16 protein-coding genes are annotated in these 14,997 nt (G+C 43.7%); 6 read left to right on the plus strand and 10 right to left on the minus strand.

Annotated elements, in window-relative coordinates:
- Positions 1-56: 56 nt before the first annotated feature.
- From GZN30_RS19395 to rbsD, 7 genes are all read right to left on the minus strand, one after another.
- Positions 57-1,061 carry a TAXI family TRAP transporter solute-binding subunit gene (locus tag GZN30_RS19395; RefSeq protein ID WP_075649711.1) on the minus strand — a complete coding sequence of 335 codons (1,005 nt, stop codon included), beginning with the start codon at positions 1,059-1,061 and terminating at the stop codon, positions 57-59.
- A 239-nt stretch (positions 1,062-1,300) separates the two neighbouring features.
- Positions 1,301-2,437: a conjugal transfer protein TraF gene (locus tag GZN30_RS19400; RefSeq protein ID WP_075649712.1), complete on the minus strand. Its 1,137-nt coding sequence runs from the start codon at positions 2,435-2,437 to the stop codon at positions 1,301-1,303.
- Positions 2,438-2,900: 463 nt separating this feature from the next.
- Complete coding sequence (locus GZN30_RS19405) at positions 2,901-3,902, minus strand: substrate-binding domain-containing protein (protein ID WP_075649713.1); 1,002 nt, start codon at positions 3,900-3,902, stop codon at positions 2,901-2,903.
- Positions 3,903-3,919: 17 nt separating this feature from the next.
- Entirely contained in the window at positions 3,920-4,837 is a 918-nt protein-coding gene (gene rbsK / locus GZN30_RS19410) for a ribokinase (protein ID WP_075649714.1), read from the minus strand.
- 110 nt (positions 4,838-4,947) lie between these two features.
- Entirely contained in the window at positions 4,948-5,955 is a 1,008-nt protein-coding gene (locus tag GZN30_RS19415) for an aldose 1-epimerase family protein (RefSeq protein WP_075649715.1), read from the minus strand.
- A 55-nt stretch (positions 5,956-6,010) separates the two neighbouring features.
- Positions 6,011-7,333, minus strand: a complete 1,323-nt coding sequence (fucP, locus tag GZN30_RS19420) for an L-fucose:H+ symporter permease (RefSeq protein WP_075649716.1) — start codon at positions 7,331-7,333, stop codon at positions 6,011-6,013.
- Positions 7,334-7,432: 99 nt separating this feature from the next.
- Positions 7,433-7,852: a D-ribose pyranase gene (gene rbsD, locus GZN30_RS19425; RefSeq protein ID WP_075649717.1), complete on the minus strand. Its 420-nt coding sequence runs from the start codon at positions 7,850-7,852 to the stop codon at positions 7,433-7,435.
- Between the two features lie 434 nt (positions 7,853-8,286).
- Between rbsD and GZN30_RS19430 the strand changes: the two genes are divergently transcribed.
- Together GZN30_RS19430 and GZN30_RS19435 are read left to right on the plus strand one after the other, a co-directional pair.
- Complete coding sequence (locus GZN30_RS19430; protein WP_375732250.1) at positions 8,287-8,427, plus strand: DUF3012 domain-containing protein; 141 nt, start codon at positions 8,287-8,289, stop codon at positions 8,425-8,427.
- 201 nt (positions 8,428-8,628) lie between these two features.
- On the plus strand, positions 8,629-9,177 hold the full coding sequence (locus GZN30_RS19435; protein ID WP_075649719.1) for an MSHA operon transcriptional regulator: 549 nt from the start codon (positions 8,629-8,631) through the stop codon (positions 9,175-9,177).
- A gap of 71 nt (positions 9,178-9,248) precedes the next feature.
- Here GZN30_RS19435 and GZN30_RS19440 read toward each other — a convergent pair whose 3' ends face one another.
- On the minus strand, positions 9,249-9,542 hold the full coding sequence (locus tag GZN30_RS19440; RefSeq protein ID WP_075649720.1) for a hypothetical protein: 294 nt from the start codon (positions 9,540-9,542) through the stop codon (positions 9,249-9,251).
- Between the two features lie 178 nt (positions 9,543-9,720).
- On the opposite strand from GZN30_RS19440, the gene GZN30_RS19445 reads away from it, so the two are divergent.
- From GZN30_RS19445 to GZN30_RS19455, 3 genes are all read left to right on the plus strand, one after another.
- Complete coding sequence (locus GZN30_RS19445) at positions 9,721-10,257, plus strand: DUF924 family protein (RefSeq protein WP_075649721.1); 537 nt, start codon at positions 9,721-9,723, stop codon at positions 10,255-10,257.
- A 72-nt stretch (positions 10,258-10,329) separates the two neighbouring features.
- The gene (locus GZN30_RS19450; protein WP_075649722.1) at positions 10,330-10,740 is read left to right on the plus strand and encodes a VOC family protein; all 411 of its coding nucleotides are present in this window, start codon (positions 10,330-10,332) and stop codon (positions 10,738-10,740) included.
- The gene (locus GZN30_RS19455) at positions 10,737-10,985 is read left to right on the plus strand and encodes a Rho-binding antiterminator (protein ID WP_075649723.1); all 249 of its coding nucleotides are present in this window, start codon (positions 10,737-10,739) and stop codon (positions 10,983-10,985) included. Before GZN30_RS19450 ends, GZN30_RS19455 begins: the two co-directional genes overlap by 4 nt.
- 53 nt (positions 10,986-11,038) lie before the next feature.
- On the opposite strand, the gene GZN30_RS19460 is transcribed toward GZN30_RS19455, so the two are convergent.
- Positions 11,039-11,605: an aldolase/citrate lyase/malate synthase family protein gene (locus GZN30_RS19460; protein ID WP_075649724.1), complete on the minus strand. Its 567-nt coding sequence runs from the start codon at positions 11,603-11,605 to the stop codon at positions 11,039-11,041.
- A gap of 161 nt (positions 11,606-11,766) precedes the next feature.
- Between GZN30_RS19460 and GZN30_RS19465 the strand changes: the two genes are divergently transcribed.
- On the plus strand, positions 11,767-13,278 hold the full coding sequence (locus GZN30_RS19465; RefSeq protein ID WP_075649725.1) for a DUF3612 domain-containing protein: 1,512 nt from the start codon (positions 11,767-11,769) through the stop codon (positions 13,276-13,278).
- A gap of 312 nt (positions 13,279-13,590) precedes the next feature.
- Here the strand turns inward: GZN30_RS19465 and GZN30_RS19470 are convergent, their stop codons facing one another.
- On the minus strand, positions 13,591-14,949 hold the full coding sequence (locus GZN30_RS19470) for a sensor domain-containing diguanylate cyclase (protein WP_075649726.1): 1,359 nt from the start codon (positions 14,947-14,949) through the stop codon (positions 13,591-13,593).
- Positions 14,950-14,997 lie beyond the last annotated feature (48 nt).

Consider the following 14,997-nt stretch of genomic DNA (forward strand, 5'->3'; position numbering starts at 1 on the left):
TTCCATTGAGGCATGAACGCCATTAGCCAAGCGTTTATCGGCTAATGCAACGGGATCTATTGAAGTATCAGCGAAGCCGGTACTTCTATTCCCATCTCTTGGTAATATTTTGCTGCACCTGGGTGCAGCGGAACAGGCAAACCTGCAATTGCTTTTTCTAGTGCCATCGCTTTAGTAGCTTTATGAATGCCTTGTAAGAATGGCAGGTTTTCATAGATCGCTTTGGTTAACTCATACACATCTTGATCCGATACATCATGACGTACCGCAAGGAAGTTTGGCTGAGCAATGGTATTAACCACTTTATCGACGCCAGGGTAAGTGCCCGCAGGGATCTCATACTTAGTCCAAAGATTGTACGAGCCGTTTGCTTGCTTGATCTGCTCATCGGTAAAAGAAAGGATCTGAATCTCTTCGCCCAAAGCGGCAAACGCTTGGGTGACCGCACCAACAGGCACACCTGCCGGAGTATTCATGCCATCAATGGTGCCATTTTGCAGCGCACTCGCACTACCACCATAACCCATGTGAGCGAGATTAAAGCTGTCAGCATCAACACCAAGCCCTTTCATAATCTGTCGACCAGAGTTTTCCGTACCGGAGTTTTTCTTACCGATGGAGAACTTCTTATCTTTAAGGTTATTCAGATCTTCTACCGTACCTGAGCTCGCTAACTCACTGCGCACGATAAAGTGCTCAACGTTTTGCCAAAGCATCGAAACTGAACGCAGATCTTCCTGACGCTGCTTGTACGGTCCTTCACCATTCCATGCCCATGCACCATACAGACCTTGCAAGATTGCAAACTGCGCTTCGTTTTCATTAAGCAGTTTAACGTTCTCACCCGATCCAGCAGAGCTAATCGCAGAAAGAGAGAACTTATACTTTGGCGTCAGCTTCACTTTACTCAGCGTTGCCAATGCCACACCTACTGGGTAGTAAGTACCGCCGGTGGAGGCAGTAGCAAGAATGTAACTGCGATCTTGGGCTACTGCTTGGCTGGTAAAGCCTAAGCACGCCGCGGTAAGTGCAAGGCTTTGCGCCAACTTCTTAATTTTCATCTGTGACTCTCCATGTTAACTATCGGCAATCACTACTGCTTGCCATAACGTTGCACGCCTATTCATTACCCTCAGTGAAACAATTAGATAACGAACGGATTGCTTATAAAGTAAGCGATAAAAATTAGTGAAGGAAGGATCTAGCTCTCACTTATTGATAACAAAATATTAACAGAAGATATTTGCATACAAAAAGAGCGCCAATCGAGGCGCTCTTCATTTACAGTCTCGCGTTATATTTAGAAGGTAAATGCGAGATTAGCAGAGGCTCCAAACTGGTTTTCACCTGCGTATGAGCCTGCGATATCTAAGCTAACCACATCGAACGGACTGATGCCGATACCTGCGGTGATTGAATCATCCAGCGTATCTTCCATATCCATTTCGTAACCGGCACGGAGTTGAGCCCAACCCCACGCATTCGCTTCAACACCAAAACGTAGGAAGCGTGTATCGTCGTCAAGTTCTTTAAAACGTTCTTGTTTGGTTAGGTCAAAGTCAACGCTTGCTGAGAAAATCTCACCCGCATAACCTAAACCCAGTGTAGCTTGTGGGCTAAGTTCATAGGTGTAGTCGCCAGTTGCAGTGCCGATTTCCTGTGATAGCAAGTTTTTCAGAGCCAAACCTGCACGCCACTCATCTGCATGCCATGCTACGCCCATATCAAAGTTAAACGCATTCTCGCTCACTTCACTTTCGTCATAGTTGTCCAGATCAAAATCATCCAGAATCCCTTCTTGTGAATAAGTGATCAGCTCTTGGAATTTTGGCGAAATACCAAAGGCAATATCTTGACCGCCTAAATTAAAGCTTTTAGCCAAAGAAATACCAAATTCGGTTACACCAAAAGCGCCCATCTTGTAGGTAGATGCTTCGTAACGATCTTGTGCAGTAGCACCATCACCAACCTCTGTTCCTGCGACAACTTCTACAAAACCACCAGCAAATAGGTTCACCGCTACAAGCTTGCTTGGAATTGCGACAGCTAAATTAACACCACCAGTCACATTAATCGGTGCATTACCGTCTAGCTCATCCAGCAATCGATTCAGCTCCGCTTCATCAGCTGGCGTTATATTGCCTGGGTTAGCGAAACGATCATCATATAAATCCTGCGCATCATCAATCGTCTGAATCGACTCATCTTTATCGTGCGCATTGACACCGACAGCAGGGATCAAAATACCCACATCGTCATTTTCGCGGTGCAGTGCACCTAACGCAGGGTTGTGGAATGGAGCTAGAAGATAGTCAGCAGAAACAACACCGGTGTTACCCATAGCGTTGCTGCGTGCGTCCGCGACAATCGATGCAGCCATAGAAGACGTTGAAATGGCACCTAGAGCACATGCCACTGCGAGTACTGTTTTTTTCATAATAAATCCGTTTGCTTGTTTGTTATATCTCAAACATTTATAAATAGTGTGAATGAGTAACAACAATACTAAACCTTTTGATTAACCAGAAAAATTAACAGCCACCAACAAATTCAACTTTTTTATAATAATGTGTCCCAGTTCAACTGTTTCATATAGTTTTAGTGTTGTTTATAAAATATGCCTGTATTGAACGCAGAGAAGGAGAAAGGAAAGAGAGGAGAGAAAGAGTTGAGAATTGAGAGTTGAGAATTGAGAGTTGAGAGTTGAGAAAGAGTCGAGAATAGAGAATAGAGAATTGAGAATTGAGAATTGAGAAAGCGAAAGAGAAAAACTGAGAGTCGAGAGGCTGGACACAAAGAAAAGATCCAACATTGTAGGCAAACAAAAGAGCCGAGAAGCAGTTCCCCTCGACTCTCAATTCTAAACTATTGATTCTCCACCTAAACTCTTTAACTGTGGTTTAAATCGTCTGTACGGATGCACGCTCAACCAATGCGGGTTCTAGTTGCACCACTTGAACATCACGAGTTTTATCTTCCAGCTTACTTAGCAGCGTTTCAACCGCCGCTTGTCCCAAGCGATACTTAGGTTGATGAATCGTTGTCAGTGGCGGCGTCATAAACTTGGCAATTTGAATATCATCGTAGCCAATGATGGAGAAGTCTTGCGGGATTGAAAGCCCTTTCTCATGGGCTGCGTTAATCACACCCATCGCCATCATATCGTTACTGACAAATATCGCACTTGGCAGCGGTCCCTTGCGATACATCCGATTGAATGCCTCATAGCCACCTTCACACTCGAAGTCAGACTCAACAATCCAATCAGGATTTAGATGTAGGTTGGCTTCCAATAGCGCTTTTTTATAACCTTCATAACGCATTTGAGCCTGGTGGCGATCCAACGGACCGGTAATACAGCCGATGTCAGTATGTCCATTGTCGATCAGATATTTAGCCGCCATATACCCGCCTTGTAGAGAGTTGTCTTGAATCTTATCACTGGCGAATAATATTGGTCCCCAATCCATCACCACAACCGGTACATCGGGATATTTATCAAAGATATCGATACGCTCACCTTCCAGAGATGAACACATTAAGATCATGCCATCGACACGTTTTTGCAAAAGCGTGTTGATGGAGGTTTTCATGCGCTGATGATCACCTTCCGTATTGCACAGAATGAGGTTGTAGCCTTTTTGATAACAGCAACGCTCAACCCCTTTAACCACCTCACCAAAAAATGGGTTAGTAGACGTGGTCATTAACATACCAAGTGTTTTAGTTCGATTGGTCTTGAGGCTGCGCGCTAAAGCGGAAGGCGTGTAGTTTAAACTCTGAGCGGCGCGGTTAACCCGCTCAGAGATCTCTTCGCTCACATAACGAGACTGATTGATAACATGACTGACAGTCGAGGTTGATACTCCTGCCAATTTGGCAATATCTTTCATTGAGGCCACGCTATCTTGCTCCTTTACTACTGCTTGGCGAGAAACTCCTCCACTTCTGTGCGTTGAGGAATCGAAGTTTGCGCACCAAATCTGGTTACACTAATCGCAGCTGCTGCATGTGCAAACTTTATCGCTGATTCTATCGGCATTTGTTCAAGCAAACCAGTGACGAATGCCCCATTAAACGTATCCCCTGCTGCGGTGGTATCCGTCGCTTTAACTCTAAAGCCAGCAATGATTTTGCCGATACCATTTTGACTTAACCAAACCCCTTTAGCACCTAGGGTTATCATCACCGTCTCAATTCCTTTTTGGTGAAGAATTTCCGCTGCCTGTTGCGCTGATTGCTCATCGTTAATCGCGACGCCAGTTAGAATTTCAGCTTCCGTTTCATTGGGAGTGATAATATCAACATTGCGTAACAGCGCTTCAGATAATTGACGAGCAGGTGCAGGGTTCAAAATCACCTTCGTGCCCGCCGCTTTAGCTACCTCAGCCGCCTTCTCAATGCCACACATTGGGGTTTCAAGTTGCATGAGCAAATACTCAGCTTGCTCAATACGCGCAATATCTTGTTCTATTGCTTGAGCGGTCAAATGATCGTTCGCTTCGGCAGAAATACAAATGCTGTTCTCGCCGCTATCTGCAACTTGAATCATCGCGATGCCTGTTGGGCAATTAGGCTGCATTTTTACCGCACTAATATCGATGTTGTCCGCTTGGAATGTTTGACGGATATTAATGCCAAATGCATCGTCACCCACACAAGCAATAAAACCAATATCAGCGTTTAGTCGAGCTGCGGCTACCGCTTGGTTAGCCCCTTTTCCGCCCGGAATAACCTGATAATTGCGCCCATGTAACGTTTCGCCAGGGCGTGGAAAAGAAGGGACTTGAAGAACATGGTCAGCGTTAACACTACCTAATACCACTAACTTATTCATATTGTTTTCCTAGAGTCTTAAAATGCATATTCAAAGCTGATTTGCATTATTTGCTAAATCACGCTTTACCGTTTCAGGCTGAACGTGGCTAAAACGGTATAAAAGTTAAATTAATGCACGATGCCTGTGCGAACCGTAAAACTACGTTCCTCTTGCGGAGCAAGGTAGATCAAGGTTCCTTTCTGTTTCGCGGTCAAAAAACCCTCTGGACGGCACGTCGCGGGCAGCGCATAAGCGGCAACTTGCTGATCACCACTGCGTAAGATCCAGCGAGTAACGCTATTGAATTCTTGAGTGCTAAACTCTGTCACTAGTGTTTTACTGCCCACCTGCATTGCGAACTTTGCGTGATCGACATACTGAGCAACGTCATCTAAGCAGTAAACAATTTCCGGGTCATACATTTCAGGCTGATCAAGCGTTGAGATTGGAGCCGCGCCCTTAAGAGCTTCATTAAATGCTAACCATTGCTGATTTGGCTTCACGTGCGCAGGAACGCTATCACGAAGTTCGAATGCGCTATCCGGGATATTTTGTGTCATCACTGCCCCTTCGATAAACGCGGCATTGATATGACACATATATTGTAATGGCATTTCGACACTCGCCAAGTTTTTCACTGTCATGCGAATATCAAACACACTCGCGTCTTTGCCTAGCGTCACCGATGGCGTTGCCAAATAGTGATCGCCAAATCCCATCACATATTCATAGCTACCTGCTAACTTAACTTGCTCTTCGTCTATCTCCAGCCAAGCAAAGTCCATCGCAGCACAAGGCATTTCACCATGTAAAACATGATCATCTTGAGGGGTTGGGCAGCCCATTCGAATCATACCGGCGTGAAATGCAAAACAGCCATAAGTTTCAACAATGCTCTTAGCCGGTTTTGGCTCTCTGAACATATTCTTCATACATAAATCGGTATCAAGAAATTCAGCATCCCAAATCATCTGCCCCATAAATGGCAATACAACTAAATGACCTTGAGAGTTTTTGATTTCTATCGCTTCAACACCCGAATTGTACTTAAACGCTGACACTTCAAAGTGCTCGGATTGCGCTAATAGCGATTTGTGCGCTTGAAACTGCTCTTTGTATAGTGGGATCTTAAACATTTTCGTGTTCCTTATTAAGTGCCACACCCTAAGCGAATATGGCACTCATCTAAATTTAAGCTTGTGCGGTTACGTAACTAAATGACTGTTTGTATTTCTTTTCACTCATGAAGTAACAGAACACGATAGCAAAGCAGGCTGCACTGACAATAAACGACGTTTGCATTCCCATTGAGTCAGCAAGTAAGCCCTGTACGACTGGAATCGCAGCACCACCAATAATCGACATTACAACAAAACCACCGGCTGTTTCCGTATAGCGTGTATCAACAGATTGCAGTGTCGAAGCGAAGATAGTCGCCCAGCAAGGTGCAAATAGAGCAGAAGTACCTACAGCTACCCAAACCGCACTAAAGTTAGGAACAAACGTTACGTAAAGCAGACATAAGAAGCCGACACCTGCGTAACCCATTAGAACATTTTCTTGTGAAGTCTTAGTAAATAGGAAGTTTGCTAATAGCTTACCTAAGAAGTACATAATAAATGCATAAAGCAGATAGTTCGCCGCATCATGCTCTACCATGGTTGAGTCCATTTCCAGCGCAAGACGAATGGTGAACGACCACACCGCTACTTGCATACCTACATAAGCAAATTGCGTTGCGATACCTTTAAAGAAGCGTTTGTTACCAGCTAGGTAAGTTAATGTTTCTGCAAAAGAAGGTTGATCATCAACTTTATCACTTACAGCTTTACAATTCGGGTATTCGGTAATGGCAATCAACGTTGCCACTGTTGCGATGATACCTACTAACCATTTATATGGTTCAAGAGTCTGTTGTAGCACTTGCTCTTTAAACAGTTCAAGCTCAGGTCCAGTTAAGGTTGCCATCATATGTTCAACATCGACACCTTCTTGGAAAATCAGATGCTTACCAAGCAATAAACCAATGATGTAACCCATCGCATTGATGGTGTGTGACACATTCAGACGCAACGTCGCACGCTCTGGTTCACCGATCATTGCCGAGTAGGTGTTACATGATGTCTCAAGGAAAGACAGACCAATCGCGATACAGAAAATCGCCGCTAAGAACATGGTGTATGTGCCCGCATGAGAAGCCGGGAAGAACATCAAACAACCAAAGATATACAACGCTAAACCAAGCAAGATTGCCAGTTTATAAGAGGTCTTTTTCACCACCATTGACGCTGGAATCGCAACCAAAAAGTAAGCACCATAAAATGCCGATTGCACCAGAGCAGACGCGAAGTTCGACAAATGGAAGATAGATTTAAACTGAGTAATCAGAACATCATTAAGCGCTGCGGCTGCCGACCAAAGTGCAAATACAGTCGACAACAATAGAAATTGGAATATTGGTGTTTTGTTTAAGTATCCATCCACATGCTGGGTGGTATTATTTTTTATAAACATATTTCTCTTCCTTCCTCATACCGCTCACCTCGAGTTCCAGCAAATGGTATGGATTAAATCTGAGTGTTCTTGAGAGTGTGTAATGAATTGGGCTCGTGCTTAAAACACCACACCGGCTTGGAAAATAACGTTGGCATAAGGAGTACATTCACCAGTACGAACCACTGCCTTACTTTGATGAGTTCGTTGCTTAAACTCCTGATGTGAAACATATTCCATCTTGAATTGTTTGCCACAACGAGCCTGTTCTAGCTCTAATTCATCGAGTAATGCTTGGTGCAACTCTGGGCTAACCTCAGCAAACTCTTTAGCGATAACAACGCCTTCAATCTGAGACTCAGTCAAAATCACTCGCACGGTATCAATAAAACTTGGCACGCCGTGAGTCAGGGCAAGATCAATGCGAGTCACGTGGTCTGCTATCGGCAAACCCGCATCGCAAATGGTTATTTCATCGGTGTGCCCAAGCGTAGACACTAAGTAAGAAATTTCTGAATTTAGTAGGGTACTTTTTTTCATTTTATCGACCTTTAATCACACGTTTTCCGTCATCAGTTGTTAAATCAACTCGTGGTCCAAATCGGTTATCAAACTGGATTCACTTGCTGATAAAACATCCATCGAAACGTTTCGATGAGACTATAGATCAGAATTTTTTGCGGTCACTAGCCATCAGGTATTTATGTGACTTTGATCGACAAGAATCGCCACTACCACAGCGATTTATTGATATTAGTCACTTTAATAACAGCTAAAAATGATAAATGAACAAGTAAATTCCCTAAAAAAACGCTCACCAGAGACATGCTTTGGTTTGGGGCGAACATTGTGCCGATTTGCGGCTCATGTGGTTGGTTTTCTGACTTACCTATCACGATCTTGCGCACTCATCGGTATATACTTAGAGCATCAAACATCGCTAAAAATAAGGAATCATTTTGAAAAAGTTATTAATTGCTTTCGGCTTAGTTCTACTGGTTGTGGGGTGTACTGAAGTTGGCAGCGAAGAGTGGTGCGATGATATGAAACAAAAAGCAAAAGGCGACTGGACAGCGAACGAAGCAACAGACTTTGCGAAGCACTGTATTTTCTAACAATCAGGCTTGCCTTAGCTTAGTGATAGGATTATTCTCTAACCAACAACTTCTCAATGCCTAATTAAGCCGCCGTTATATCTGCATACATCTATTTGCTGGCAAGGCATTGGTAGTTGGAATAGACTCTTTAATCCTTGTTACTATTACACACCTGCCACGGTGCTCAAGCATCTCGGCACATTATTAGTGTTTGCGCTTATGGACCAAGATAAGTTTACCAATATTTATCGTTTACCAACTGCATTACAGATCCGTATCGGACGCTGGCAACAAACGTTTAATGGCACGTCAGATATCGTTTTACATAATGCGATTGAAGTACGAAACAAGCAATTTAAACGCCCAGAGTTTTTACCAACTGGCTGGCATGTAAAACCATTTAAGCTCGACGATATTTCCATTACTCATCATGGAAAATATATTCAGACAGCGATGCGCACTATGCTTGACCGTAAGGTTTCTTATAAACGTGTCTATTTGTCACGTGTCCCGTTTGAACAAGCGGAACCGGCGCTGCATGATTACAAACTTGAATGGATCAAAAAGCACAACCGAGTCGCCAATAAATATAACCAAATCAAGAAAAAGCAATTTATGCGCTTTGCTTATGAAGAAGTAGAAACTCTCTACCCTTCGATTCCTAAAGGTACATTTGATAAAGCACTATGGAATAAGCTGGTTATTTCAGAGATCGGTCCTGAGAAGAAGTTTGATAACCCTTACTTCGTAAAAAAAGCGTGTTTCTAGAACCAACTCGCAACCGTGATGAACCACTATAGAAAAGGGAGCTTATGCTCCCTTTTTCACTCTCTACCGATTTAAACCGGCTTAAGCAGCAAGTTGTTACGCTCTAAACCACGGCGAACGCTGCTACACATCTTACCAAAACGACGTATCTCATCAAATTGAGGCACCACACCACGCGATAGAGCACTTTGCCAATAGGTGAGTTCCCCATCAACCATCTCTAGCAGCTTTTTCGGGCAACCTACGCAGTTCCCTTTGGTACCACAAATAAATGTTTCTGGCTCATACAAAGGAAGTTCAGCCAAAACTTGTTCAATCAGATTGTGCATCGCGGTTGCGCGATCAGGTTTCTTTGCAATGATCATTTAAAATCGGCTCGTGGTTTTTGTGTGAAGCGGATTATATGTGCCACGCGCAAGATTTCAAGAACTGTTCAATTCAGCTATATTGATGAGCTATCTAGGTAAACGATCAGACAAACTAAGGTATATTATGTTTGCGTCGTCATATCAGCTCAAGCAACGATTTCAGAGAGGGAATTTTATGCCGCAACAAGTGCTCGATTTTTGGTTTAAGCAACTGGAACCAAAAGATTGGTTTGTCTCCAACCCTGAGGTCGATAAACGGATCGAAACGCTATTTGGCGCTTTACTTAAGCAAGCAGCACAAGCTGAGTTGTACTCTTGGCGAGAGACCGCGCAAGGTCGCTTAGCAGAAGTCATCGTCTTAGATCAATTCTCGCGCAATATCTACCGCAATACACCACAAGCTTTTAGCCAAGATCCATTGGCGTTAGCACTGGCACAAGAAGCGGTTCGACTAGGAGTAGACAAAGAGCTTAACACCATCGAAAAGTCGTTTCTCTACATGCCTTATATGCACAGTGAATCCGTATTAATCCATGAACAGGCGGTAAAACTGTTTGCTCAGCCAGGCATGGAAAACAATTACGATTTTGAACTTAAGCATAAAGTGATCATCGACCGCTTTGGTCGCTACCCACATCGTAATGAAATTTTAAACCGTACAAGCAGTGCAGAAGAGATTGAGTTTCTTGCCCAGCCAAACTCGAGTTTTTAATGGGTACCTATTTTTCTGGATTAGCGCTTAAACTAATAATGTAAAACGCTTGCTATCAACAAAGGGAAAATCATGATTGAGATTAAAGGGCTGGATCATATTGTCTTGCGCACCACTCAACTCGAGAGCATGTTGCACTTTTATCGTGATACGCTGAATTGCCCTGTTGAACGCACTCTGCCGGAACTTGGTTTGACCCAACTGCGTGCTGGTAGTGCGCTGATTGATATTGTTACTGTTGATAGCCAACTTGGCATGTTAGGCGGCAAAGCGCCTCAACAAGACGGGCGAAACGTTGATCATTTCTGCCTGCAAATTGCCGCTCTTCCTGAAGCCGAAGCGCTCAAACTGGTAGAAAAATATAACCCCAGTAACCGAGAGTTCGTTGAACGTTACGGAGCCCAAGGGTTCGGTCGTTCTATTTACCTAACCGATCCCGAAGGGAATGTTGTTGAACTCAAGCCAATTAAGGACACGCTATGATCTCGTGTAACCAATATGATTATCTTGAAATCGCCTGTATGTATCACTTTCCTTTACGACTTGTGTTACTTGATGGTTCCATCGTTGAAGGAATCGCTAGCGATACTGGCTACAATACACATAAACAAGAGTGCCTCATCATTGAAAGTAACGGCGAACCACGCTTTATCCCAACAGAACAACTCAAGAGCTTGAGAGTTACTATCGACAACCCACATTTCTCATCAGTGGAATTTCAACAATAAAAAATCCAGCCAATGCTGGATCCTTTATTGATTTATTACTGGCTGAGCAAAAACTAAAGTTTGTAACAGCAATCTAAGCGGTAGTCGTCGCCATTTTTGGCGGTGTACTCTTTATCTTCACTGCATGCCATCGGCTTACCTTTATGATCACCTTTAACCAGGCTGATCCAATGACGCATTGCAGAACTCGATTCCATTTGTGGAAACGTTGTGCAAGTCTCCATTTGAATATCATCGATAGTAATGAATTCAACACTACCCGTGCCTCTTTGACGACCAAAAATCACTTCCATGTGGCTACCAGTGCCATCGCGGAACAGAATTGAGTGTGGCTGCTCTTTTTCACCAGTAAAGGCAACAAAGTGCTTAGGGTGCTTTAGACCACTGTGGGTGCCATCTTTAAAGAATGCCATTACATGGCGTAGGTCGATAACATACTCAGTTACATCACAGTGCGAACCGTTCTCTAATGGGAACAGGCGATCGAGCAACTGTTTCGTCTTCATCTGCTTTTCTTGTGCTTGGTCCGCTTTCATTGCTTCCACGGCAAAGACTGCATTAGCAATAAAAGAAGTCGAATTTGTTTGGATTTCATTGTTTTCGAACGTTTGCATATTCATAGTCTTTCCCTCGCGTTATAACGCACAAATTTCTTATCCCTGACAGCTCATGTAAATTGAATTTCAATTTGATGACAAATGTGTGAACTGCTTACTAGGAAGATTAGCGAATTTTTGACTACAATTTCACAACAAAAATTTTACACTGTGAATTTTACAAAATGCTGCTGTCAAAAAGTTTAATCCGTCAGTCCCATTTTTTAGGGACCAAGATAAGAAATCTTAGAAAACGTAACCACTTAACCATGGAAGATCTCTCTGCACGTTGTATACGAGTCAATCCAGAGTATGCTCCGTCGGTCTCTTACCTCTCGATGATCGAACGCGGAAAACGTGTACCGAGTATCGACATGCTTGAAGTGATCGCCGAAGTTTTCCAAAAAGATCCTGCATGGTTTTTAGATGATGAACCCAGTCACGAAGATATTACCCCCGATAAAGGTAATCGTGGTGGCATTAGTGGTATGGCGCTAGAGCCCAGTTTTCTATTTTCCAAAGAAATTCTACAAATCGCGATTCCTGAGATGTTGTCACAAACGGGAATTACTGGTCGCCAATTTGCTCACCTTCTGATCCGCGCCCACCAAGAGAGTCACCAAAACCATTTCCCAGATCTAGAACGCGCGGCTGAAGAGGTTGGTCTCAAACGTCTTAATCTCTCTACCCAAGATTTGATGGATATCGCTCGCAGTATGGGACTTACCATCCGTTGGATTCAACGCGCTCCTCAAGATGTGGTTGATGAATTAGGTATGAGTGCCAAACAAGTCGTCACCTCATTTTTCGAGCCTCCGGGCAGTATCTACCTTAATGAAATTCTGCGCGACTACCCTACTCGTTTGAAATATGATTTGGCGGTCTATATTGGTCACTGTGTACTGCACAGCAAAGAAGGGCTTAAAAGTGTCCTGTCTGTTGGACACGCCAATACGTGGGAAGAGCAGCCTGAACAAAACAACAATACCGAACTAAACTCACAGCACATATTACAAGCATGGCGTGATTTCGAATCCAGCTTTTTCGCCGGTGCACTGCTGTGCCCGAAAGTCCCCTTCAGACAGTTACTTGATCGTAACGGCTACGAGATTGATGTACACAAAAAAGCGGGTGTGTCTCCCTCAGTAGCGATGCGTCGCATGACCGTCGTCTCCCCTTACCCACATTGGCATTACTTTGATGCCTATGGTCAAAACAAGCTAAAAGCCGTTTACCGGGGCAATGGCATCCCTTTACCTTGGGGCAACATGCGCAAAGTGAATGATCCTTGTCAGCACTGGGCAGTATTTCGTCGTCTCTCAGAACCACAAAATGGCAGTTCAGCACAGATCTCTATTTTGCACGTTGGCGATGAACCACGAATTTACTGCTGCGAATCAATGAATATGACCGATCCAGCGGGCAACAATCGAGTCTTGTGTGCAGGTATAGATCTGAACCCCGCAATTAACGCCCAAGGCGGTCATGCACTATCAATAGCGGAAGAGCTTAAATCACTTTGTGTTTCAAACGGTGGCAGTGCACCGATTCCACACCATATCAAACGCGAATTCACAACCATTGCTAAAATCCTCAATATAAATTGGGTTGAACGGGGGTTGAACTTTGATGCAAGAGTGATCTGTTCTCGGGGAGCGGTATGCCCAAGACAACCTAGCTGTTATGGTGATAATTAACTATGCAGGGATAGTAAGTGTTTGAAACGCTGGCGCTAAAAAGAAAAAAAGCCAATCACAACATCATGATTGGCTATATATGAATGTGAACAAATTAGTAGGTTCACTAACAACGTCAGTTGGCTAGGTGACCCTCGGCTTAATAAGGGTCACTTTACATAAAGCAGCTATCGTGCCAACTTTTCAAACCACTAAAAATCAGTGAATTAGCACAAATATACATCAATTGCAGCCAAACGACGTGCATAACTTCATTGCAAAATGCAAATTCAGTTTTAAAATGCAAAAATCATCCTTTGCAAAATGCAATTACTAGTCAGTAATACGCAATTTGTTGCGATACATGGCGGCATCCGCAATTTTGAACATGTCTTCCACTGACTCCATATCAGGCTGATAAATCGCATAACCAATACTGGCGTGCAACTTGATCGGTAACGAGTCATATTGAATCGGTTCACTGGTCAAATGGTTACGAATGCTCTCGATGACCGACTCTAAATGAGACGACTCCATAATACGCGGCAACAAAATTAAAAACTCATCCCCACCAACTCGAGCAACCACATCAGATGAACGCAAAGCGAACTGTATCCTTTGTCCCGCCACTTCCAACACTTTATCACCGGCATCATGACCATAGAGATCGTTAATCTCCTTGAACTTATCCAAGTCGATGTTTAGCAGTGCAAACCTCTCTTTTGAGCCAGCTCGCTTTGCAAGGTCAAACTGGCGCTTAAAAGTGAACATAAAGTAACGTCGATTAGGCAGACCGGTTAACTCATCATGCAATGAACGTTGATTGGCATTACGGTAGAGACGCGAAACCGCGAAATAGGCTCCACAGAGTAATAACAAAGAACTGTAGCCAATCAAGCGAGCGCTGTTTAAATGGAACCAATTCACATTCGAGAAAGCACTCTGATTCGCCGAGGCTGCAATTATCCATGTACCATTGGGAAACAGCACCAATTCACTAGCAAAGGCAGATTGGAGCGTAGAGGCATCACCCAGCAGAAACGATTGTGGCTTAAGTTGTTCATCGACTGCAGCGATAGCCAAACTATAGTTCTTGGCAAACTCACTCACACCGGCATTATCTAGAAGGTTTTCTAGGTTGATGACAACACTGACGTTTCCCCAGTAACGTTGATTAAACGGCGGATCCGTATAAATCGGCACTCTAGCAACTAGACCAAGATCGCCATTATCTAACTCTACCGCATCCGCAACTAATGGTTCTTGGTTAAGCTGATAGTCAAGTTTAGCGCCTTGATTGCGTACCGGCTTACCGATAGGAGTGCCAATATAGCGATCATACTTGTATGGATAAACCAGCTTAATCACGTCATCAGGAGCCAAAATGATCCCTTTAATATGAGAACTACGCTCAATAACAATTTGTGCGACTTCGCGCCAACGTAAACGTGAGAACTCACTGTTTGCCGCCACCACAACAGGGAGGCTATTGACTAGATAAATATCAGAAATGATTAATGCTTCTAAGCGTGAGCGAATAATAGAGAGCTCTTCTCTCACACTGTCTCGCTCAGTCTGTTGAATATATTGGTGCTGTACATTGTTAATGTACTCAATGCACGCGATAGCTAAAGCAATGAGGATAGCAAAACACCACGTTAACCAGCGGTGCCAGCTACGTTCAAACCTCATAAAGTCCCCCGGTAAAAATGAGCTCAATATTTATTGCTTGAGTGATCG

Origin of the sequence: Vibrio ponticus (genome assembly GCF_009938225.1) — a bacterium.
In the GTDB taxonomy this organism is placed as follows: domain Bacteria; phylum Pseudomonadota; class Gammaproteobacteria; order Enterobacterales; family Vibrionaceae; genus Vibrio; species Vibrio ponticus.

What these genes read in the sequence shown, in the direction of transcription:
- fucP (WP_075649716.1), bottom strand. Translation starts at nt 7,333, where the DNA reads ATGTTTATAAAAAATAATACCACCCAGCATGTGGATGGATACTTAAAC.
- GZN30_RS19395 (WP_075649711.1), bottom strand. Translation starts at nt 1,061, where the DNA reads ATGAAAATTAAGAAGTTGGCGCAAAGCCTTGCACTTACCGCGGCGTGC.
- GZN30_RS19460 (WP_075649724.1), bottom strand. Translation starts at nt 11,605, where the DNA reads ATGAATATGCAAACGTTCGAAAACAATGAAATCCAAACAAATTCGACT.
- GZN30_RS19450 (WP_075649722.1), top strand. Translation starts at nt 10,330, where the DNA reads ATGATTGAGATTAAAGGGCTGGATCATATTGTCTTGCGCACCACTCAA.
- GZN30_RS19400 (WP_075649712.1), bottom strand. Translation starts at nt 2,437, where the DNA reads ATGAAAAAAACAGTACTCGCAGTGGCATGTGCTCTAGGTGCCATTTCA.
- GZN30_RS19445 (WP_075649721.1), top strand. Translation starts at nt 9,721, where the DNA reads ATGCCGCAACAAGTGCTCGATTTTTGGTTTAAGCAACTGGAACCAAAA.
- GZN30_RS19465 (WP_075649725.1), top strand. Translation starts at nt 11,767, where the DNA reads ATGCTGCTGTCAAAAAGTTTAATCCGTCAGTCCCATTTTTTAGGGACC.
- rbsK (WP_075649714.1), bottom strand. Translation starts at nt 4,837, where the DNA reads ATGAATAAGTTAGTGGTATTAGGTAGTGTTAACGCTGACCATGTTCTT.
- GZN30_RS19470 (WP_075649726.1), bottom strand. Translation starts at nt 14,949, where the DNA reads ATGAGGTTTGAACGTAGCTGGCACCGCTGGTTAACGTGGTGTTTTGCT.
- GZN30_RS19435 (WP_075649719.1), top strand. Translation starts at nt 8,629, where the DNA reads ATGGACCAAGATAAGTTTACCAATATTTATCGTTTACCAACTGCATTA.
- GZN30_RS19440 (WP_075649720.1), bottom strand. Translation starts at nt 9,542, where the DNA reads ATGATCATTGCAAAGAAACCTGATCGCGCAACCGCGATGCACAATCTG.
- rbsD (WP_075649717.1), bottom strand. Translation starts at nt 7,852, where the DNA reads ATGAAAAAAAGTACCCTACTAAATTCAGAAATTTCTTACTTAGTGTCT.
- GZN30_RS19455 (WP_075649723.1), top strand. Translation starts at nt 10,737, where the DNA reads ATGATCTCGTGTAACCAATATGATTATCTTGAAATCGCCTGTATGTAT.
- GZN30_RS19415 (WP_075649715.1), bottom strand. Translation starts at nt 5,955, where the DNA reads ATGTTTAAGATCCCACTATACAAAGAGCAGTTTCAAGCGCACAAATCG.